Below are 17,308 nucleotides of genomic sequence, written 5' to 3' on the forward strand. Positions count from 1 at the left end.
GATGTCACCCGGAGACCTCCCCATGACGCAGCTCCTCCTCCCCAGACGCCGCTTCCTCCAGGGCACCGCCGCGCTCGGCGGCCTCGCCCTCGCGGGCCCGCTCCGCGCGCAGACGCCGGTGAACTTCCAGCTCTCCTGGCTGCCCTCGGTGCAGTTCGGCGGCAGCTATATCGCGCTCGACAGGGGCTACTGGACGGAGGAGGGGCTCGACGTGTCGCTCCAGCCCGGCGGCCCGAACGCGCCGGTGGAGCCGCCGGTCGTCTCCGGCACCGCGCTCATGGGCATCTCCGCGGCCGATTACACCGCCGCCGCGGTGGAACAGGGCGCGCCCTTCCGCATCGTCGCGGTCGCGATGCAGAAGAACCCCTTCGCCATCGCCTCCCTGACGGACAACCCGGTGAGTGAACCCGCCGATCTCGTCGGCCGGTCCATCGGCATGGCCACCGCCAACATGCCGGTGCTGCGGGCGCTCTGCGAGATCAACGGCGTCGATCCCGACGGGATCGAGGTGGTGCCGACGCAATACGATGCCGCGCCGCTGGTGAACGGACAGGTCGATTGCCTGCTCTGCTGGAAGACCGACCTGCCCGTCGCCATGACCGTGGCGGGGGTGGACAACACCGTGATGCTCCTCGCCGATCACGGCTATGCCGTGCATTCCCAGACCTATATCGTCACCGAGGACAGCCTCGCCAACGACCGCGCCACCCTCGTCTCGCTGCTGCGCGGCGAGATCCGCGGCTGGCAGGACTACCGCGCCGACACGGAGGCGGCGGCGGCGCTCACCGTCGCGATGTTCCCCGATCTCGGCCTCGATCCCGAGACGCAGAGGGTGCAGGCCGCCGCCCAGGTGGAGCTCATGTATTCCGACCTCACCGAGGAGCAGGGCTTCGGCTGGTTCACCGAGGAGACGGTCGCGGCCAATATCGAGACGCTCGGCCTGCTCGGCCGAAAGGTGAGCCCGGAGATGTGGGACCGCTCGCTGCTCGAGGAGGTGCACGCCGATGGCCTCTGAACCGGCCCGCCCGCCGGAGGTCGTCTGCCGCGGCCTCACCAAGGTCTTCGGCACCGGTCCCCGCAGGGTCGAGGCCGTGGCGCCGACCGACCTGCGCTTCGCCCCCGGCTCGACCACCGCGCTGGTGGGCCCCTCGGGCTGCGGGAAATCGACGCTGCTGCGGATCGTCGCCGGGCTCGAGGCGCCCACCGAAGGCTCCGTGCTGATCGCGGGGGAGACGCCGCGCACGGTCAGCCGGCGCGGCGCGCTGTCCATCGCCTTCCAGGATCCCTCGCTCCTGCCCTGGCGCAGCCTGCGCAGCAATGTCGCCCTGGCGCGCCGGCTGGCCCGGCAACCCGCCGATCCCGCCGCGGTGGACGACCTGATCCGGCGCGTCGGGCTCGCCGGTTTCGAGGACAGGCGCCCGGCGGCGCTGTCGGGCGGCATGCGCCAGAGGGCTGCCATCGCCCGCTGCCTCGTCACCCTGCCGCGGCTCCTGCTGCTCGACGAACCCTTCGGTGCGGTCGACGAGCTGACCCGCCGCCGCCTGAACCTCGAACTGCCGCGGCTGTGGGAAAAACCCGGCGCCACCACCGTGCTCGTCACCCATTCGATCAGCGAGGCGGTGCTGCTCTCCGACCGCATCCTCGTGCTCTCCGCCCGCCCGGCCGCCGTCGTCGCCGACATCCCTGTGCCGCTGCCGCGCCCCCGCCGGGCGGACATGACCGACAGCGACGCCTTCCGCGCGCTCGAGCGCAGGGTCGCGGGCGTGCTCTTCGGAAACGGCGGCGCGGGACATTCCCCGTCGGACAGGCTGGCGGCGGAATGACCGGCGCGCTCCGCCATCCGCTGCTGATCGCCGCGCCGCGGGCGACCTCGGCCGTCCTGTCGCTCCTCGCGGTGCTGCTGGGATGGGAACTCCTCGCCCGCGCCCTTGCCGGAAGCTACCTGCTCGCCGGGCCGGTCGAGGTGCTGGCCTACCTGCGCGACCACGCGGGCCTCATGTCCCGCGCCCTCTCCGTGACGCTGCGCGAGGCGATGCTGGGCTATCTCTGGGGCAATCTCGCCGGGATCGCGCTCGCCGCCCTCGCGCTGCTGGTACCGCGGCTCGAACGGCTCGTCCAGTCGCTCGCCCTCGTCACCTTCTGCCTGCCGCTGGTCGCCACCGGGCCGATCCTGCGGGTGCTCTACGGGCCCGGCATCGGGCCGCAGGTGACCCTCGCGGCGCTCGCCGTCTACTACACCACCTTCGTGCCGGTCCTCGTCGGGCTGCGCGCCACACCCGCGGCCTGGCTCGATCTCGTGGCGAGCTACGGGCGCGGCCGCGGCTCCGAACTCGTCACGATCCGGGCGATGGCCTCCGTGCCCTACCTCGTCACCGGGCTCCGGATCGCCGCCCCCGCCGCCTTCCTCGGCGCCATGGTCGGGGAGTTCACCGGGGCGGAACGCGGCATGGGCGTGCTCGCGATCCAGGCGATGCGCAGCCTCGATGTCGAGGCGACATGGGCGCTGGCCACGGTCGCCTCGGCCGTCTCCATCGCCGCCTATCTCGCGGTCGGCGCGCTCGGCCGCCTGCTGTGGTCCGACCGGCCCCCGGTGATCCTCTCCGCCGTGCCGCAGGACGGCCCGGACCCAGCGGCCCACCGCCGGCTCGGGCGCGCGGGCCTGCCGCTTCTGACCGTGCTCGTCGTGCTGGCGCTCTGGTGGGGCAGCATGGAGGCCTTCGGCCTCAACCGCTTCTTCGCGCGGCGCCCGGCCGATGTCTGGGCCTTCCTCGTCACCTCCGACGCGGCGGCAGAGCATCGCGCGGTGCTGCTGCACGCGCTGGGCGAGACGCTGGCCTTCGTCCTCCCCGGCTATCTCGCCGGGCTCGGCCTCGGCGCCGTCCTCGCCGCGCTCTTCGTCCTGCTGCCCGCGCTGGCCCGCGTCGCCCTGCCGGTCGCCATCGCCCTGCGCTCCGTTCCGATCGTGGCCACCGCGCCGCTCATCGTCCTCGGGCTCGGACGCGGGGCCGCGGGCACGATCACCATCGTCGCGGTGATGATCTTCTTCCCGACCCTCATCGCCTGCCTCCAGGGGCTGCGCCAGGCGCCGGGGCAGGTGATGGACGTGTTCCGCAGCTATGCCACGCCGCCGCTGCGCACGCTGCTGCTCGCCCGCGTCCCGGCCATGCTGCCGGCCTTCTTCGCCTCGGCCCGCATGGCCGTCCCCGCCGCCGTCCTCGCCGTCACCGTCGCCGAATGGCTCGCCACCGGCACCGGGATCGGCAACCTCATGGCGCTCACGACCTCCACATCGGACTACAACATGCTCTATGCCTCCATCGCCGCCGTCACCCTGCTCTCGGCCGCCGCCTATGCGGGCGTCGGCGCGCTCGAACGCCGCGTCCTCGCGGTCTACGCCCCCGAACAGGTGCGCACATGACCGCCGCGGCCCCGCTCGGGCGCGTCCATGCCCGCTATGACGCCATGGCCCGCCGCCTCGCGCATCTGCGCGTCGCCCCGGCCGCCGATCCCGCGCTCTGCGCGCAGGCGGCGAGCTGGCTCGCGGCGGAGGCCCGGTTGCTCGACGCGCGCGCCTTCGACGCCTGGCAGGAGATGCTGTCGGAGGACATGGTCCTCTGGGTGCCGGTCCATCCCGAGGACCACCCGGCGCGGGACCAGGCGCTCCTCTTCGACGACCGCCGCCGGATCGCGGAGCGCATCGCGCATTTCTCCGACCGCCAGGCCTGGGCCGTCACCGCCCCCGATCCGCTGATCATCCGCCATCTCGGCACGGTTGAGGCCTGGGACACCGGCGCGGAACTCCTCGCCACCGCACCGATCGAGATCCTGCATGTGCGCCGCGGCGCCCCGCTCAGGCTCTCCGGGCGCGAAGTGCTCTCCCTCTCCCACGACCCCGCCGCGGGGCGGGGGCTCATCACCTCCAAGACGCTCATCCTGCCGGAGCTCGTCCTGTCGACGCCCCATCTCGGCTGGATCATCTGAAAGGTTTCCCATGACCGCACGCACATCCGACCCGACACGCCCCGACGCCGTCATCGCCCGCGGCCCGGATCTGACCGACCGCCTCGCCTATCTCGTGCAGGACGACCTGCTGCACCGGACCGTCTACACCGACCCGGAGCTTTTCGACCTGGAAATGCAGCGCGTCTTCGGCGGCTCCTGGGTCTTCCTCGCCCATGAGAGCGAGATCCCGGAGGCCGGCGACTATGTCCGGCGCCAGATGGGCAAGCGGCAGATCCTGATCGTGCGGACCGAACACGGCGAGGTCAAGGGCCTGCTGAACCGCTGCACCCACCGCGGCACCACGCTCGTGCCCTCGGAGGCGGGCTGCGCCAAACGCTTCGTCTGCCCCTATCACGGCTGGGCCTTCGACCTCGACGGGCGGATCGCGAACCTGCCGGTCTCCGACAGCTACGACAGGCTCCACGAACGGCCCTTCGACCTCGGCCAGGTCGCCATCGGGATCCGCGCCGGGTTCATCTTCGGCACGCTGGCGGCGGATCCGATGCCGGTGGACGACTGGCTCGGCGCGGCCGGTCCCTGGCTCGACCTGCATGTCGCGCGCTATCCTGGCGGCAGGCTGAAGGTCCAGCGCCGCAGGATCGTGCAGGAGTTCGCCGCCAACTGGAAGATGTCCTGGGACAATGCCGCCGACGGGATCCATGCGACCTTCGCCCATGCCTCCTACAATACGCTCGGCAAATCCGCCGACACGAAAACCGTCCTCGCGCGCAACCCCGCCGTGACCCCGATGGTCTCGCGCACGCTCGGCCATGGCCATTGCGTCGTCGACCAGCGCCCCGGCATCCCCGACGGTCCCTGGTCGACGATGCGGCCGCTCCCGACCCGCGCGGAGATCGAGGCGAGCCTGCGGGAGCGGGGCGAGACGCGGCGGGAGATGTTCGACCTGATGACCGGCGACATGATCAACCTGTCGATCTTTCCCAACCTCATCTTCGTCGGCAATCAGATCATGGTGCCCGAACCCGTCGCCCCGGACCGCACCAGGGTCGCCTTCTACCTCACCATGGCGCCCGAGGCCCCCGAGGAGGTCGATCTCATGCGCCTGCGCGTCGACGAGGATTTCCTCTCCTTCGGCACGCCCGACGATTTCGAGATGTTCGAGCGCGTGCAGGAGGGGCTGCGCGTCGACGAGGAGGAATGGATCGACATCTCCCGCGGCACGGGCGCCGGCGACGTGACCGGCGAGGACGGGCTCGTGACCGGCACCGTGGCCTCCGAGGCGCCGATGCGCGCCTATCTCGCGGAATGGAAGCGGCTCATGTCGAAACCCGTCCCGACCACCGTGCGCCGCGCCCGGATCGAGGAGAGCCGCTTCATGCAGACCATCCGCCAACGCCAGATGAAAAGGGAACAGAACTCATGACCGCCGCACAGACGATCACCCCCGAGGAGCGGAACAAGCGGATCGTCCGCACCTATCACCGGAGCCTCTGGGGCGAGGGCGACACCGCCGTCATCGACCTCTACTGGTCGCCCGAAGCCGAGGTCCACATGACCGATTTCGACGGCACCGCGGTCGATGTCGTGCGCGAGGATGTCGAACGCTATTTCACCGCCTTCACCGACCAGCGCACCACCATCCATCACCTCGTGGCCGAAGGCGACAGCGTCGTGCTGCACTGGTCCACCACGGGCCGGCACGTCGGCCCCTATGGCGGGATCGCCGCGACGGGAAAGCAGATCACCATGGCCGGCATGGACCTGCTGCGGCTCGCGGACGGCAAGATCGTCGAATGCTGGTCGATGTGGGACGGGCTCGCCGTCTACGACCAGCTCGGCGCGCTGAAGATCGGGTGACGCCATGGCCGCGCTGAAGACCCGGCTCGCCGAAGACGGCTATGCGCTCGTGCCCGGCGTGCTCGACGCGGCGGCCTGCGACGCGCTCACCGCGGCGATCGCGGCCTGCCGCGCGGCGCCGGGGGAGACCTTCCGCACGCTCTCGCCCGAAGGCGCGCCGCTGGTGCAGTCCGAACTCTTCCGCTGGACCGACACGCCCGCGATCCGCGCCCTGACCCACACGGGCGCGCTGCCGGCGCTCGCGGCCGAAGCCTTCGGCACGCCCGAGGTCATCCTGATGGAGGACCAGTGGTTCTGGTCGGAGGCCGGCGCGTCCACGCCCTCGCCCTGGCACCAGGACCACCCCTATCACCCGCTGGACCCCTGGTTCCTGACGATCTGGATCCCGCTCGACGATCCGCCCGGCCCGGTGGGGCTGCGCGTCGCGGCCGGCAGCCACGGCCGCAGGATGTACGGACCCGTGGAATTCTCCGCCGGCGCGGCGACGCTGGGCGACAGCGGGCAGGCGCTCGAACCGGTCCCGGACATCGGCGGCGATCCGCAGGGCTGGCGGGTGATCACCCCGCCAGCCGCGCGCGGCGATGCCGTGCTGATGGACAGCCGCACCCTGCACGCCGCCGGCGGCCCCTGTCACGGCACCTTCCGCCGGATCTCGATCCGCTACGCCCATCCCGACACGACGGTGACGCCCCGGCCCTGGCCGGTGGCGCAGTTCTGGGACCACCATCCGGTCGCGACGCGGGCAGGGGCCTCCATCGCCGGTCCCGCCTTTCCGAAACTATGTCCGGCGGCGGGCTGAGCCTGCCGCCCTCACCGTTCCGGGGCCAGCTCCTCCGCGAGCCAGGCGAGGAAGCGGGACGTCTCGGGATGCGGCAACCTGCTCTCGGGGCGCAGCGCCCAGAAACTCTCCGGCGTGGCCGGCCGGTGCGCGAAGGGCTCCCGCACCAGCCCTTGCTTCACCGCGTCGGCGACGTAGAGCCGCGGGACGACCGCAAGCCCCAGACCGGCGCCGACCGCGGCGATCAGCAGGGCGCTCGTGTCGAAACGCGGACCCCGGATCGCGCCGGAATGCTTCACCCCCGACCCGCGCAGCCAGGTCATCCAGAGATCGGGACGGGCGGCGTTCTGGAGCGTCGGCACGCGCCCGAAATCGAGCGGTCCGGGCGACAGATCCTCCGCCGGCATCCCCGGCGGGGCGATGACGGTCAGCACCTCCGGGCAGAGCGGATCGGCGCGGGCCTCCGCCCAGGCGCCGCGGCCGCGGCGGATCGCCAGGTCGACGCGCTCCGGCACCCGCTCCGCGCCGCCCGCGGCGCCGACGATCTCGACCAGCAGGTCGGGACGGGCGGCCGTGAACCGCGCGAGCCGCGGGACCAGCCAGTGCGCGGCGAAGGAGACCGGCGCCTCGATCACCAGCGCATCCCTGAGGCTCCGCCCGCGCACCGTGTCGATCGCCGAGGTCTCGAGCTCCCCCAGCAGGCGGTGCGTCTCCCGCAGGTAGCCCTCGCCCGCCTCGGTGAGCACGAGCCGCGATCCGATCCGCCGGAACAGCGGCAGGCCGAGAAAGGCCTCGAGCGCCGCGATCTGGCGGCTGACCCCGCTCTGGGTGAGGCCGAGATCCTCCGCCGCGCGGGTGAAGCTGCGGTGACGCGCCGCGGCGTCGAAACATTCGAGGGCGGAGAGCGAGGGGATGAAGCGGCGCATGGCGGGATCCGGGGACAGTGCCATGAATAAAAGTCATGCCGGACCGCGGATTTCAACCCTTCCCTTCGCCGGCGGCTCTGCCATCCTGAGGCAGCGGGTGCGCCGAATGCGGCGAAACGCCCGCAATCTTTCACGAACTCTCCCGCCCGCCGGTCCGACGGGGCGGGCGGTGCGGTCAGGAGGAGCCCGGCCCATGAGCATATCGCATCCCCGGCATGTCGCGGTCATCGGCGCCGGCATCGTCGGCCTCGCGGTGGCCGAACGGCTGGTCGCGGAGGGGCATCGCGTCACGGTCCTGGCCCCGGATCCGCCCGGCTCGGACCGGTGCGCGAGCTATGGCAACGGCGCCTTCATCAGTCCCGCCTCGGTCCTGCCGCTCTCCGCGCCGGGGCTCTGGCGCCGGGTGCCGGCGATGCTGCTCGACCCGGCGGGGCCGGTGTCGATCCGGCTGCGCGACCTGCCGCGGCTGGCCCCCTGGCTCCTCGCCTTCCTGCGCGCAGGATCGCGCCCCGACCGCGTCGCCCGGATCGCGCAGGCGCTGCGCCTGCTGCTCCACGACGCACCGGCGCGGCATGCGGCGCTGTCCGCGCGGGCGGGGGCGGCGGATCTGATCCGCGCCACGGGCCTGCTCTATGCCTTCCGCGATCGCGCCGCCTTCGAGGCGGAGCGCGCCGGCTGGCGTCTTCGCGCGGAGTGCGGTGTGGCCTGGCGCGCCTGCGAGGGGGCCGAGCTGCGGGCGCTGGCGCCGGACCTCTCGCCCGCCTGCCGTTTTGCGATCCTCGTCACCGGGGGCGCCTGGTGCGCCGATCCCGGCGGCTATCTTGCCGCACTCGCCCGGTTCCTCGGCGCGGCGGGGGCGGAGGTCCGGTGCGACCGGGTGGAGGCGATCGGGATCTCCGGCGGGCAGCTTCGCGGCCTGTCCTGTGCCGGCGGCTTCCTTGCCTGCGACGCGGCCGTGATCGCGGCGGGGATCGCCTCCGCTCCGCTGGCCGCCCAGGCGGGCGACCGCGTCCCGCTCGCGGCGGAGCGCGGCTATCACGTCGAGATCGCGGATGCGCCCGTGAGCCTCGCCGTCCCGATCATGCCGCAGGACGGCAAGATGGCCAATGTCTCGATCCGGGGCGCGCTGCGGGCCGCGGGGCAGGTGGAGATCGCCGCCCCCGAGGCGCCGCCGAACTGGGCGCGGGCGGAGGTGCTTCTGTCCCATCTGGAACGCACCTATCCCGTCCTTTCTGGCAGGTCTCACGACCTGCGGCGCTGGATGGGATGCCGCCCCTCGCTGCCGGACGGAAAGCCGGTGATCGGCCGGGCCTCCGGCTGCGCCGCCGTGATCCATGCCTTCGGGCACGGCCATGTCGGCCTCGCCTCCGCGCCGGCGACGGCGGAGATCGTCGCGGACCTGCTCGCGGGTCGGCCTCCCGCCCGCGATCCGGCGCCCTTCTCGCCGCGGCGGTTCCGCCGCTTCTCTGCCCGACAGAAGTCCGACGCATGTCCGACGCAAATCCGACAGCTCCCCGGCCCCCGGAAAGACCGCCCATGACCGCCCGTCCCCTGACCGCCTTCGGCCCCGATTTTCCCTTCGCCCATGACGACTGGCTCGCCCATCCCGCGGGTCTCGGTGCCGTGCCCCGCGACATGCTGGGCACGCCCGTCGCGGTGATCGGAGCGGGCGCGGCGGGCGTGGTCGCCGCCTATGAGCTGATGAAAATCGGTCTGAAACCCGTGGTGTACGAGGCATCCCGGTTCGGCGGGCGGCTGCGCTCCGAGCCGTTCGACGGCACCGCGAACGTGGTCGCGGAACTGGGCGCGATGCGCTTCCCGGCCTCCGCCGCCTGTTTCAACCACTATCTCGACCTCACCGGGCTGAAGACCGCACCCTTCCCGAATCCGCTCACCCCCGCCGCCGGCTCGACCGTGATCGACCTCGAGGGAGAGACGGTTTTCGCCAGGGATATCAGCGAGTTGCCGAAGGTGTATCGCGACATCGCCGCAGCCTATGCCCGCGCCCTCGACGAGGGCGCCGCCTTCCGCGACCTGCGGCAGGCCATCCGCGACAAGGACGCGGCCCGCGTCCGGGCGCTGTGGTCGCCGCTCGTCGCCGCCTGGGACGAACGCACCTTCTACGACTTCGTCACCACCTCCGACGCCTTCCGCACGCTGAGCTTCCGGCACCGCGAGCTTTTCGGCCAGGTCGGCTTCGGCACCGGCGGGTGGGATTCCGATTTCCCGAACTCCATGCTGGAGATCCTGCGCGTCAACCTGCTCGGGTTCGACGAGGACCAGCGCCTCGTGATCGGCGGCGCGGAGGCGGTCCTGCGGCGCCTCTGGCAGGCCGCGCCGGACTGCGCCCACTGGCCGGCGGGAACCTCGCTCGCCAGCCTGAACGGCGGCGCAACCCGTTCCCGCGTCTGCGAAATTTCCCGGCCGGGCGGGGCGGGACCGCTCCGCGTCACGGACCGCTGGGGCAATGAGGACCGTTTCGAGGCGGTGCTCGTCACCTGCCAGAGCCATCTCCTCACCACCGCGATGGATGTGGACGAAGACCTCCTGTCCCAGCCGCTCTGGATGGCGCTCGACCGCACGCGCTACATGCAGGCGGCGAAGACCTTCGTCATGGTCGACCGGCCCTTCTGGACCGATCCCCATCCGCAGACTGGGCGTCCGCTGATGTCGATGACGCTGACCGACCGCATCACCCGCGGCACCTATCTCTTCGACAATGGTGCGGATCGACCCGCCGTCATCTGCCTGTCCTATGCCTGGATGACCGACGCGCTCAAGATCCTGCCGCTTGCGGATGAAAAACGGGTGGACCTGGCGCTGAAGGCGCTGCGGCGCATCTATCCCGATGTCGACATCGCCGCGCATATCCGGGGCGCGCCGAAATGCGTGAGCTGGGAGGCGGACGAGAATTTCCTCGGCGCGTTCAAGGGCGCCTTGCCCGGCCATTACCGTTATAACCACCGCGTTTACGGCCATTTCATGCAGGCGGACCTGCCCGAGGCGCAGCGCGGCCTCTTCCTCGCCGGCGACAGCGTGAGCTGGACCCCGGCCTGGGTTGAGGGGGCGGTGCAGACCGCGCTGAACGCGGTCTGGGGCGTCGTCGCCCATCTCGGCGGCGCGGCGCATCCGGCCAATCCGGGACCGGGAGACCGCTATCCCGAGGCGGGGCCGGTCGCGCTGACGGACCAGGGCGGCCATTGCCCGGAGACCGGGCAGGAATGCCCTGAATCAGGGCGAATGTAAAACATTAGAGTCGGTCTGTAATTTATTGACAAAAATCAATATTTACAGGAAACTCCAGGGAGTTTCAATTCCCGCGAAAGGCCTCTGCCATGACCCTCCCTCCACGCCGGATCGGCATCCTCGGTGCCGGGAAGATCGGCTGCGCGATCCATGATGCGCTCGCGGCCACGGAGGGGGTCGAGGTCGTCTACATGCTCGCCGGGCGCCGGCGGCCGGAGGCGGTGCCTGAGGGGCGGATCCTGACCGATCCTGGTGCGGCCCTGTCGCAGGAGGTCGATCTGGTGATCGAGGCGGCGGTGCCGGAGCTGATCCGTGACCACGCAGCGGCGATCCTGGCGAAGAGCGATCTTTGCGCCTTCAGTGCGACCGCCCTCTCCCTGCCGGAAACCGAAACGGCGGTGCGCGCGGCCTGCGCCGCGCACGGCACCCGCTTCTTCGTGCCGCACGGGGCGGTGATGGCGCTCGACGGGCTGTGCGACGGGCGCGACGCGATCGGGCGGGTGGCGGTCACCACCGTCAAGAGCGGCCCGAGCCTCGGGCTGGCGGAGGATGCGGAGGGGCCGCTGTTCGAGGGGAGCGCGCGCGAGGCCTGTCGCCGGTTCCCGCGCAATGTCAACGTCCATGCCGCGGTGGCGCTGGCGGGCATCGGGTTCGACCGGACCGAGAGCCGCGTCGTGGCCGAGCCGGGCAAGGCGACGATGGAGCATCACATCCATGTCGAGGGGCAGGGGCTCGCGTGGGACATCCGCGTGGCCTCGCACGCGCTGGGCGGCGTGAGCGGGGCCTATACGCCGCGCTCCGCGGTCGGCTCGGTCCGCCGGATCCTCGGCGGCGCGGGCGTCACCATCGCCTGACGCCTGCCGCCTGACACTCGGCGCGCTCAGCCGCCGAAGGCCTTCATCAGCATGCGCGCGGCGGTGAGGAACAGGAAGACCGCAAAGATCCGCCGGAGCTGCCGGGCCGGCAGCCTGTGGGCGAGGGTGACGCCGAGCGGGGCGGAGATCAGGGTCATGGCGATGGTGGCGGCGAAGGCCGGGACGTTGACGAGCCCGAGCGAGAGCGGCGGTTTCGGCGTGAGCCCCCAGCCGTGCAGCGCGAAGCTGACGGTGGAGGGGATCGCGATCAGCAGGCCGAAGCCGGCCGCCGTGCCGACCGCGCGGTGCATCGACAGGCCGGAGAGCGTCAGCACCGGCACGCCGAAGGAGCCGCCGCCAATCCCCATCAGAACGGAGAGGAAGCCGATGGCCGCGCTCAGCACGGAGCGGAGCGGTTCGCCTGGCAGGCGGTGGGCCTCCGGCACCTCCTTCGGGCCGCCGAAGGCCATCTGGGCGGAGACGACCATGCCGAGCAGGCCGAAGATCGCGAGCAGGACGGTGGAGGACAGGCGGGCAGCGACGAGGGCGCCGATGACCGCGCCGGCGACGATGCCGGGTGCCCAGCGGCGCAGGATCTCCATATCGACCGTCCCGCGCCGGCGATGGGATTGTACCGAGCGCAGGGAGGTCACCACGATGGTCGCGAGGGAGGTCGCCACGCAGATCTGCATCAGATGCGCGCTGTCGTAGCCCAGGGCGGAGAAGAGGAAGTAGTAGGCGGGCACCAGCACGATGCCGCCGCCAAGGCCGAGCAGCCCGGCGATGAGGCCCGCGACAAAGCCGGTGACGACGAGCAGCGCGCCGAGTTCGAGATAAAGCGTCATGCCGTCATCCGGGTCAGCCGAGCGTCAGGCCGCCGTCGACGCGCAGCGTCGTGCCGGTGATCTGGGCGGCCTCCGGCGACAGCAGGAAGGCGACGGCGGCGGCGACGTCGCCGGGTTCGGTGAGCCGTCCGGTCGGGGTCGCCGCGATGGCGGCGGACAGCGTGTCGGAGCTCACCGCGAGGTGCCCACCGCCCTGCTTGCGCGTGAAACCGGGCATGACGGCGTTCACCGTCGTGCCATGGGGGGCGAGCTGGAGCGCGAGGGCAGCGACTAGCGCCTCGAGCGCCGCCTTGGCCGCGGAGGTGGTCGGAAACAGCGTGCCCGCCTTGCCGTGCACATGCGCGACGAAGGAGCTGATCGCGACCACGCGTCCCTGAGGCGAGGTCTCGAGATCCGGCAGCGCCGCGGTGACCAGCGCGGCGAAGGCGCCGGGCATGCTCGCGAGGTCGCGCATCAGATCGTCCTGGGTGAAGGCGCCGAACGGGGCCTTTGCGGCCTTGCCGGCGTTGCTCACGATCTGGTCGATCCGTCCGAAGCTCTTTCTGGCCTGCTCCACCAGCCCGGCGGCGGTGGAGGGCTCCGCGAGATCGCCGAGCGCGGTGATCGTGTCGGAGCCGGCGGCGCGGCAGTCGGCGGCCACCGTGTCGAGCGCGCCGGCATTCGTGCCGGTGTGCAGCAGGAGCGCCGTGCCCGGTCCGGCGCACCGTCGCGCGATCGCGGCGCCGATGCCGCTTGCCGCGCCGGTGATGAGGAGGCTGCGTGTATGGGTCTTTGTCATGCGTTCCGATCCGGTTGCGCGCCGCGCCGCCGGGAGCCGGACCGCTGTCGGGGGCACCGGGCGTGGCCGGCTCTCCCGTGGCGGGTCGGCGCCTCCGGACGGCGCGGCGCGCGTGAGTTAGAGGTGGGAATGTCTCAACTCCAGTTCGGTATATGGTATACTAAAATAAGATGCAAGGCGCCTTTTCGCAATTCGCACCGGGGTGGGAATCCAGCCGGAGGATCACTCGCTGCGCAGGGTTCAAACGCAATATATCTGCGTTTATTCTGGTTTCCTCGGGCTGTCTTCTCCGGCGGACGCGCGGTCCGCCCGGTTGCGTGACTCGCCCCAGGTGGGAGGCGGGATCAGGATTTTGGAATACCAAATTCTCGCAGGCCGCGTAATTATTGAGCGTTTCGCGCGCAATATATGGGCGTTCGGTGGCGCATGCGTGCCTGCGCGCGCTTAAGGGGCGAATCTCCGGGGGAAGTCGTTGACAGGGTTTCGCGGCCGTTCCTACGCTTCGGGAAGGGAATGTCGGCACTCGAGAAAAGACCCCGAGCCAAATCGGGACGGACCTCCTCAGCCAACGGGAAAACACATGAACGCACTCAATCGCACTGTATTACGGGCCACGCTGTCGCGTGCGCTCGTCGCGGCCCTCTTGACGGTGCCGGCCGTGCCGCTCCAGGCCGCCGGGATCACCATCGCCATCGGGTCCGAGCCGACCACCCTCGATCCGCAGCAACGCGACGACGGCGCCGAACGTGCGGTCACCGACAATATCTTCGAGACGCTGCTCGCGCGGACGCCGGAGGGCGCGCTGGAGCCGGGGCTCGCGGCGGAGATGCCGACGCAGGTGGACAATCTGACATGGGAATTCCGGCTCCGCCCGGATGTGACCTTCACCAATGGCGAACCTTTGGACGCCGCGGCCGTCGTGGCCTCGGTGGAGCGCATCATCGACCCCGAATACAACTCTGAACAGATGGCCTATCTCGGCACGATCGAGGGGGCGGAGGCGGTGGACGAGCTGACGGTCCGCGTCCGCACGACCCAGCCCGATCCGGTGCTGCCCGCCCGGATGTACTGGATGAAGATCGTGCCCGCCACCTATTCCTCCGATCCCGGCTTCGGGACCAGTCCCGTGGGCACGGGGCCCTACATGTTCTCCGACTGGGCGCGGGGCGAGGGCATCACGCTCGTGCGCAACGAGGACTACTGGGGCGAGGCGCCGGCGATCGACGATGTCACCTATCGCTTCGTGAGCGAGGCGGGGACGCGGCTTTCGGGGCTGATGGCGGGCGAGCTCGACCTGATCCGCAACCTCTATCCGGAATTCGCCGCGGCGGTGCCCGACGCGATCACGGCGCCGGGGCTCGAGACCTCGACCCTCGTCCTGTCGACCGCGAACCCGGTCACGCAGGACCCGCGGGTGCGCAAGGCGATGAACCTCGCCATCGACCGCAAGGCGCTGGCCGAAAGCCTGTTCGTCGGCAATGCCCTGCCCGCGAAGGGCCAGCTCGTCAATCCGCGGAGTTTCGGCTTCAACGAGAGCCTGCCGGACTACGACTACGATCCCGAGGGGGCGAAGGCCCTGATCGAGGAGGCGGGCGCGGCCGGCAAGACCATCACGCTCGTGGGGGAATCCGGCCGCTGGCTCAAGGACCGCGAGCTGATCGAGGCGGTCGGCGCCTACTGGTCCGAAATCGGCCTGAACGTCGATATCCGCATCGAGGAATTCGGCACCTATCTCGACCAGCTCTTCGACAAGGAGAACCGGCCGGACGCGATCTTCGTCACCAATTCCGACGAACTGCTCGACGCCGACCGCCCGCTCACCGCGGCGCTCGAATACGGCGCGAGCTATGCGTCCAACGAGGACGAGGACATGGCCACGAAGATCCGGGCGGCGCGGTCGGAGACCGACGTCGAGGCGCGCAAGGCGCTCTATGCCGAGATCACCTCGAAAGCCTTCGAGCTCGACTATCTCGCGCCGCTGCTCAACCAGGAGGACATCTACGGCCTGAGCGACCGGCTGGAGTGGACGCCGCGCATCGACGCGAAGCTCCTGGTCAAGGAGATGTCGGTCGCGGAGTGATCCCGGCCGGCCCGCGAACCCGCAGGCAAAGCGGCCGGGGCCGCTCTGCCTCCCGCAATCCAGAGATATGGGACGCACTCATGGGGACGTTCATTTTGAGAAGAGCTTTCCAAGGCCTTCTCGTGGTGCTCGGCGTGACGATCGTCGTGTTCGTCGCGACACGGCTGATCGGGGATCCGGCCAAGGTCATGCTGCCGCTGTCGGCGAGCGATGCGCAGCGCGCCGCCTTCGAGGCGCAGTTCGGCCTCGACCGGCCGATGGGGGAGCAGTTCTTCAGCTTCATCGGCGATCTGCTCACCTTCGATTTCGGCGACAGCATGTGGCAGCGCCGCCCGGCGCTCGACGTGGTGACGGGGAAACTGCCGAAGACGCTGGAGCTGATCGCGGCGGGGCTCCTGCTGGCGGCCGTGGTGGGCATTCCGCTCGGCGCGCTCGCCGCGATCCGGCCGGACGGGATCTTCGACCGGGGGATCGTGGGGCTGAGCCTCCTCGGCCTCTCGGTGCCGCAGTTCTGGCTCGGCCTCCTGCTCATCATGGTCTTTGCCGTGAGCCTCGGCTGGCTGCCGACCTCCGGGACGGGCAGTCCCGCGCATCTCGTCCTGCCGGCGGTCACGCTCGCGGTGCCGGCGATGGCGCGGATCATGATGCTGGTGCGGTCCTCGGTGATCAACGAGCTGAACCAGCAATACGTGCGCACCGCGAAGGCGCGGGGGCTGCCCTTCCTGCGGGTGCTGTTCCGGCACGCGATGCGCAACACGCTCGTGCCCGTGCTCACCCTCACCGGCTGGGAGGTGATCAGCGCATGGGCGGGCTACACGGTGGTGGTGGAGACGGTCTTCGCCTGGCCCGGCCTCGGGCTCACGGCGATGAAGGCCATCGACCAGAGCGACCTGTTCCTGCTCCAGGCCATCGTCTTCGTCGTCGCCGTCGGCATCGTGCTCGTGAACATCGCGCTCGATGTCGTCTTCAAGCTCATCGACCCGCGCATCAGGGAGGCCTGAGCCATGACATCCACCCTGACGACCCCTGGCGCGGCGCCGCTCCGGCAGCGCCTCCGCACGCAGCTCGTCCCCGCGGGGCGGTTCCTTGCCGAACTCTGGCGCGACAAGGCGGGCTTTGCCGGTTTCGCCTTTCTCGTCCTGCTGACGTTCGCCGCGATCTTCGCCCCGCTCATCGCGCCGCACGATCCGGCGGCGCAATCCGTCATGGCGCGGCTGAAGCCGCCGGTCTGGATGGAGGGCGGTGTCGCGGGGCATCTGCTCGGCACGGACATGCTCGGGCGCGACATCTTCTCCCGGCTTCTCTACGGCGCGCGCTCCTCGCTGCTCGTCTCCGTCTCCGTGGTCGCGCTGGCGGGCAGTTTCGGCGTGATCGCGGGGCTCGTCGCGGGCTACAAGGGCGGCCTCACCGAGGCGGTGATCATGCGCATCGTCGACGTGCAGGTCGCCTTTCCCGGCCTGCTCCTGACGCTCCTGCTCGTGGCGGTGATCGGGCCGTCGACGCCGACCATCATCGTCGTGCTCGCCTTCTCCAACTGGATGATCTACACGCGCGTCGTGCGCGGGATCGTCCTGAGCCTGCGCCAGACCCCGTTCATCGAGGCGGCGGAGGTGGTGGGCTGCAAGAGCTCGCGCATCATCCTGCGGCATATCCTGCCGAACCTGATCGCGCCGCTCCTGACCCTCGGCATCCTCGAATTCACCAACATCATCCTCGCGGAGGCGGCGCTGTCCTTCCTCGGCCTGGGTGTCCAGCCGCCGGCGACGAGCTGGGGCCTCGATGTGGCCGGGGGCAAGAATTACATGATGATCGCCTGGTGGCCGATCACCTTTCCCGGCCTCTGCATCGCGCTGACGGTGCTTTCCATCAACCTCTTCGCCAACTGGCTGCGGGTCACCACGGAACCCGCCGAACGCGAGAAGCGCTATGCGCGCGGCCGTGCCGCGAAGCTGCGGCGCATGAAACGGGTCTGACCTCCGGG

16 protein-coding genes are annotated in these 17,308 nt (G+C 70.7%); 13 read left to right on the forward strand and 3 right to left on the reverse strand.

Annotation, left to right across the window (positions count from 1 at the left end):
• Nucleotides 1-22: 22 nt before the first annotated feature.
• Genes P73_RS10835 through P73_RS24380 form a run of 7 tightly spaced genes read left to right on the forward strand, consistent with a single transcriptional unit; the run spans nt 23 to nt 6,619 of the window.
• Nucleotides 23-1,015 (forward strand): ABC transporter substrate-binding protein, encoded by a 993-nt coding sequence (locus P73_RS10835; RefSeq protein WP_043869566.1) that lies wholly within the window; start codon nt 23-25, stop codon nt 1,013-1,015.
• Nucleotides 1,005-1,823 carry an ABC transporter ATP-binding protein gene (locus P73_RS10840; protein ID WP_082033202.1) on the forward strand — a complete coding sequence of 273 codons (819 nt, stop codon included), beginning with the start codon at nt 1,005-1,007 and terminating at the stop codon, nt 1,821-1,823. The genes P73_RS10835 and P73_RS10840 overlap by 11 nt, the downstream gene beginning before the upstream one ends.
• On the forward strand, nt 1,820-3,418 hold the full coding sequence (locus P73_RS10845) for an ABC transporter permease (protein WP_052453185.1): 1,599 nt from the start codon (nt 1,820-1,822) through the stop codon (nt 3,416-3,418). Before P73_RS10840 ends, P73_RS10845 begins: the two co-directional genes overlap by 4 nt.
• Nucleotides 3,415-3,981, forward strand: coding sequence for an aromatic-ring-hydroxylating dioxygenase subunit beta (locus P73_RS10850; protein ID WP_043869567.1), 567 nt, complete (start codon nt 3,415-3,417; stop codon nt 3,979-3,981). Before P73_RS10845 ends, P73_RS10850 begins: the two co-directional genes overlap by 4 nt.
• Before the next feature lie 10 nt (nt 3,982-3,991).
• A complete protein-coding gene (locus P73_RS10855) occupies nt 3,992-5,386 on the forward strand; it encodes an aromatic ring-hydroxylating oxygenase subunit alpha (protein WP_052453186.1) in 1,395 nt (464 codons plus the stop codon).
• Entirely contained in the window at nt 5,383-5,820 is a 438-nt protein-coding gene (locus P73_RS24375; protein WP_052453187.1) for an ester cyclase, read from the forward strand. Before P73_RS10855 ends, P73_RS24375 begins: the two co-directional genes overlap by 4 nt.
• 4 nt (nt 5,821-5,824) lie before the next feature.
• Nucleotides 5,825-6,619: a phytanoyl-CoA dioxygenase family protein gene (locus tag P73_RS24380; protein WP_052453188.1), complete on the forward strand. Its 795-nt coding sequence runs from the start codon at nt 5,825-5,827 to the stop codon at nt 6,617-6,619.
• A gap of 11 nt (nt 6,620-6,630) precedes the next feature.
• Here P73_RS24380 and P73_RS10870 read toward each other — a convergent pair whose 3' ends face one another.
• On the reverse strand, nt 6,631-7,548 hold the full coding sequence (locus P73_RS10870; RefSeq protein WP_052453189.1) for a LysR substrate-binding domain-containing protein: 918 nt from the start codon (nt 7,546-7,548) through the stop codon (nt 6,631-6,633).
• 169 nt (nt 7,549-7,717) lie between these two features.
• Here P73_RS10870 and P73_RS10875 point away from each other — a divergent pair, with 169 nt between their 5' ends.
• The 3 genes from P73_RS10875 to P73_RS10885 all read left to right on the forward strand — a co-directional run bounded on the left by P73_RS10875 (nt 7,718) and on the right by P73_RS10885 (nt 11,624).
• The gene (locus tag P73_RS10875) at nt 7,718-9,064 is read left to right on the forward strand and encodes an NAD(P)/FAD-dependent oxidoreductase (RefSeq protein WP_043869568.1); all 1,347 of its coding nucleotides are present in this window, start codon (nt 7,718-7,720) and stop codon (nt 9,062-9,064) included.
• Nucleotides 9,061-10,770: a flavin monoamine oxidase family protein gene (locus P73_RS10880; protein WP_052453190.1), complete on the forward strand. Its 1,710-nt coding sequence runs from the start codon at nt 9,061-9,063 to the stop codon at nt 10,768-10,770. Before P73_RS10875 ends, P73_RS10880 begins: the two co-directional genes overlap by 4 nt.
• A gap of 89 nt (nt 10,771-10,859) precedes the next feature.
• Nucleotides 10,860-11,624 (forward strand): aspartate dehydrogenase domain-containing protein, encoded by a 765-nt coding sequence (locus P73_RS10885; RefSeq protein WP_043869569.1) that lies wholly within the window; start codon nt 10,860-10,862, stop codon nt 11,622-11,624.
• A gap of 26 nt (nt 11,625-11,650) precedes the next feature.
• Here the strand turns inward: P73_RS10885 and P73_RS10890 are convergent, their stop codons facing one another.
• Both P73_RS10890 and P73_RS10895 read right to left on the reverse strand, forming a co-directional pair.
• A complete protein-coding gene (locus tag P73_RS10890) occupies nt 11,651-12,469 on the reverse strand; it encodes a sulfite exporter TauE/SafE family protein (protein WP_043869570.1) in 819 nt (272 codons plus the stop codon).
• 13 nt (nt 12,470-12,482) lie between these two features.
• On the reverse strand, nt 12,483-13,247 hold the full coding sequence (locus P73_RS10895; protein WP_043869571.1) for an SDR family NAD(P)-dependent oxidoreductase: 765 nt from the start codon (nt 13,245-13,247) through the stop codon (nt 12,483-12,485).
• A gap of 580 nt (nt 13,248-13,827) precedes the next feature.
• Between P73_RS10895 and P73_RS10900 the strand changes: the two genes are divergently transcribed.
• The 3 genes from P73_RS10900 (at nt 13,828) to P73_RS10910 (ending at nt 17,300) form a co-directional block, all read left to right on the forward strand.
• Nucleotides 13,828-15,327, forward strand: a complete 1,500-nt coding sequence (locus P73_RS10900; RefSeq protein WP_052453191.1) for an ABC transporter substrate-binding protein — start codon at nt 13,828-13,830, stop codon at nt 15,325-15,327.
• Nucleotides 15,328-15,407: 80 nt separating this feature from the next.
• Nucleotides 15,408-16,328: an ABC transporter permease gene (locus tag P73_RS10905; protein ID WP_043869572.1), complete on the forward strand. Its 921-nt coding sequence runs from the start codon at nt 15,408-15,410 to the stop codon at nt 16,326-16,328.
• A gap of 3 nt (nt 16,329-16,331) precedes the next feature.
• Nucleotides 16,332-17,300: an ABC transporter permease gene (locus P73_RS10910; RefSeq protein WP_043869573.1), complete on the forward strand. Its 969-nt coding sequence runs from the start codon at nt 16,332-16,334 to the stop codon at nt 17,298-17,300.
• Nucleotides 17,301-17,308 lie beyond the last annotated feature (8 nt).

This window comes from Celeribacter indicus, from assembly GCF_000819565.1.
GTDB lineage: Bacteria > Pseudomonadota > Alphaproteobacteria > Rhodobacterales > Rhodobacteraceae > Celeribacter > Celeribacter indicus.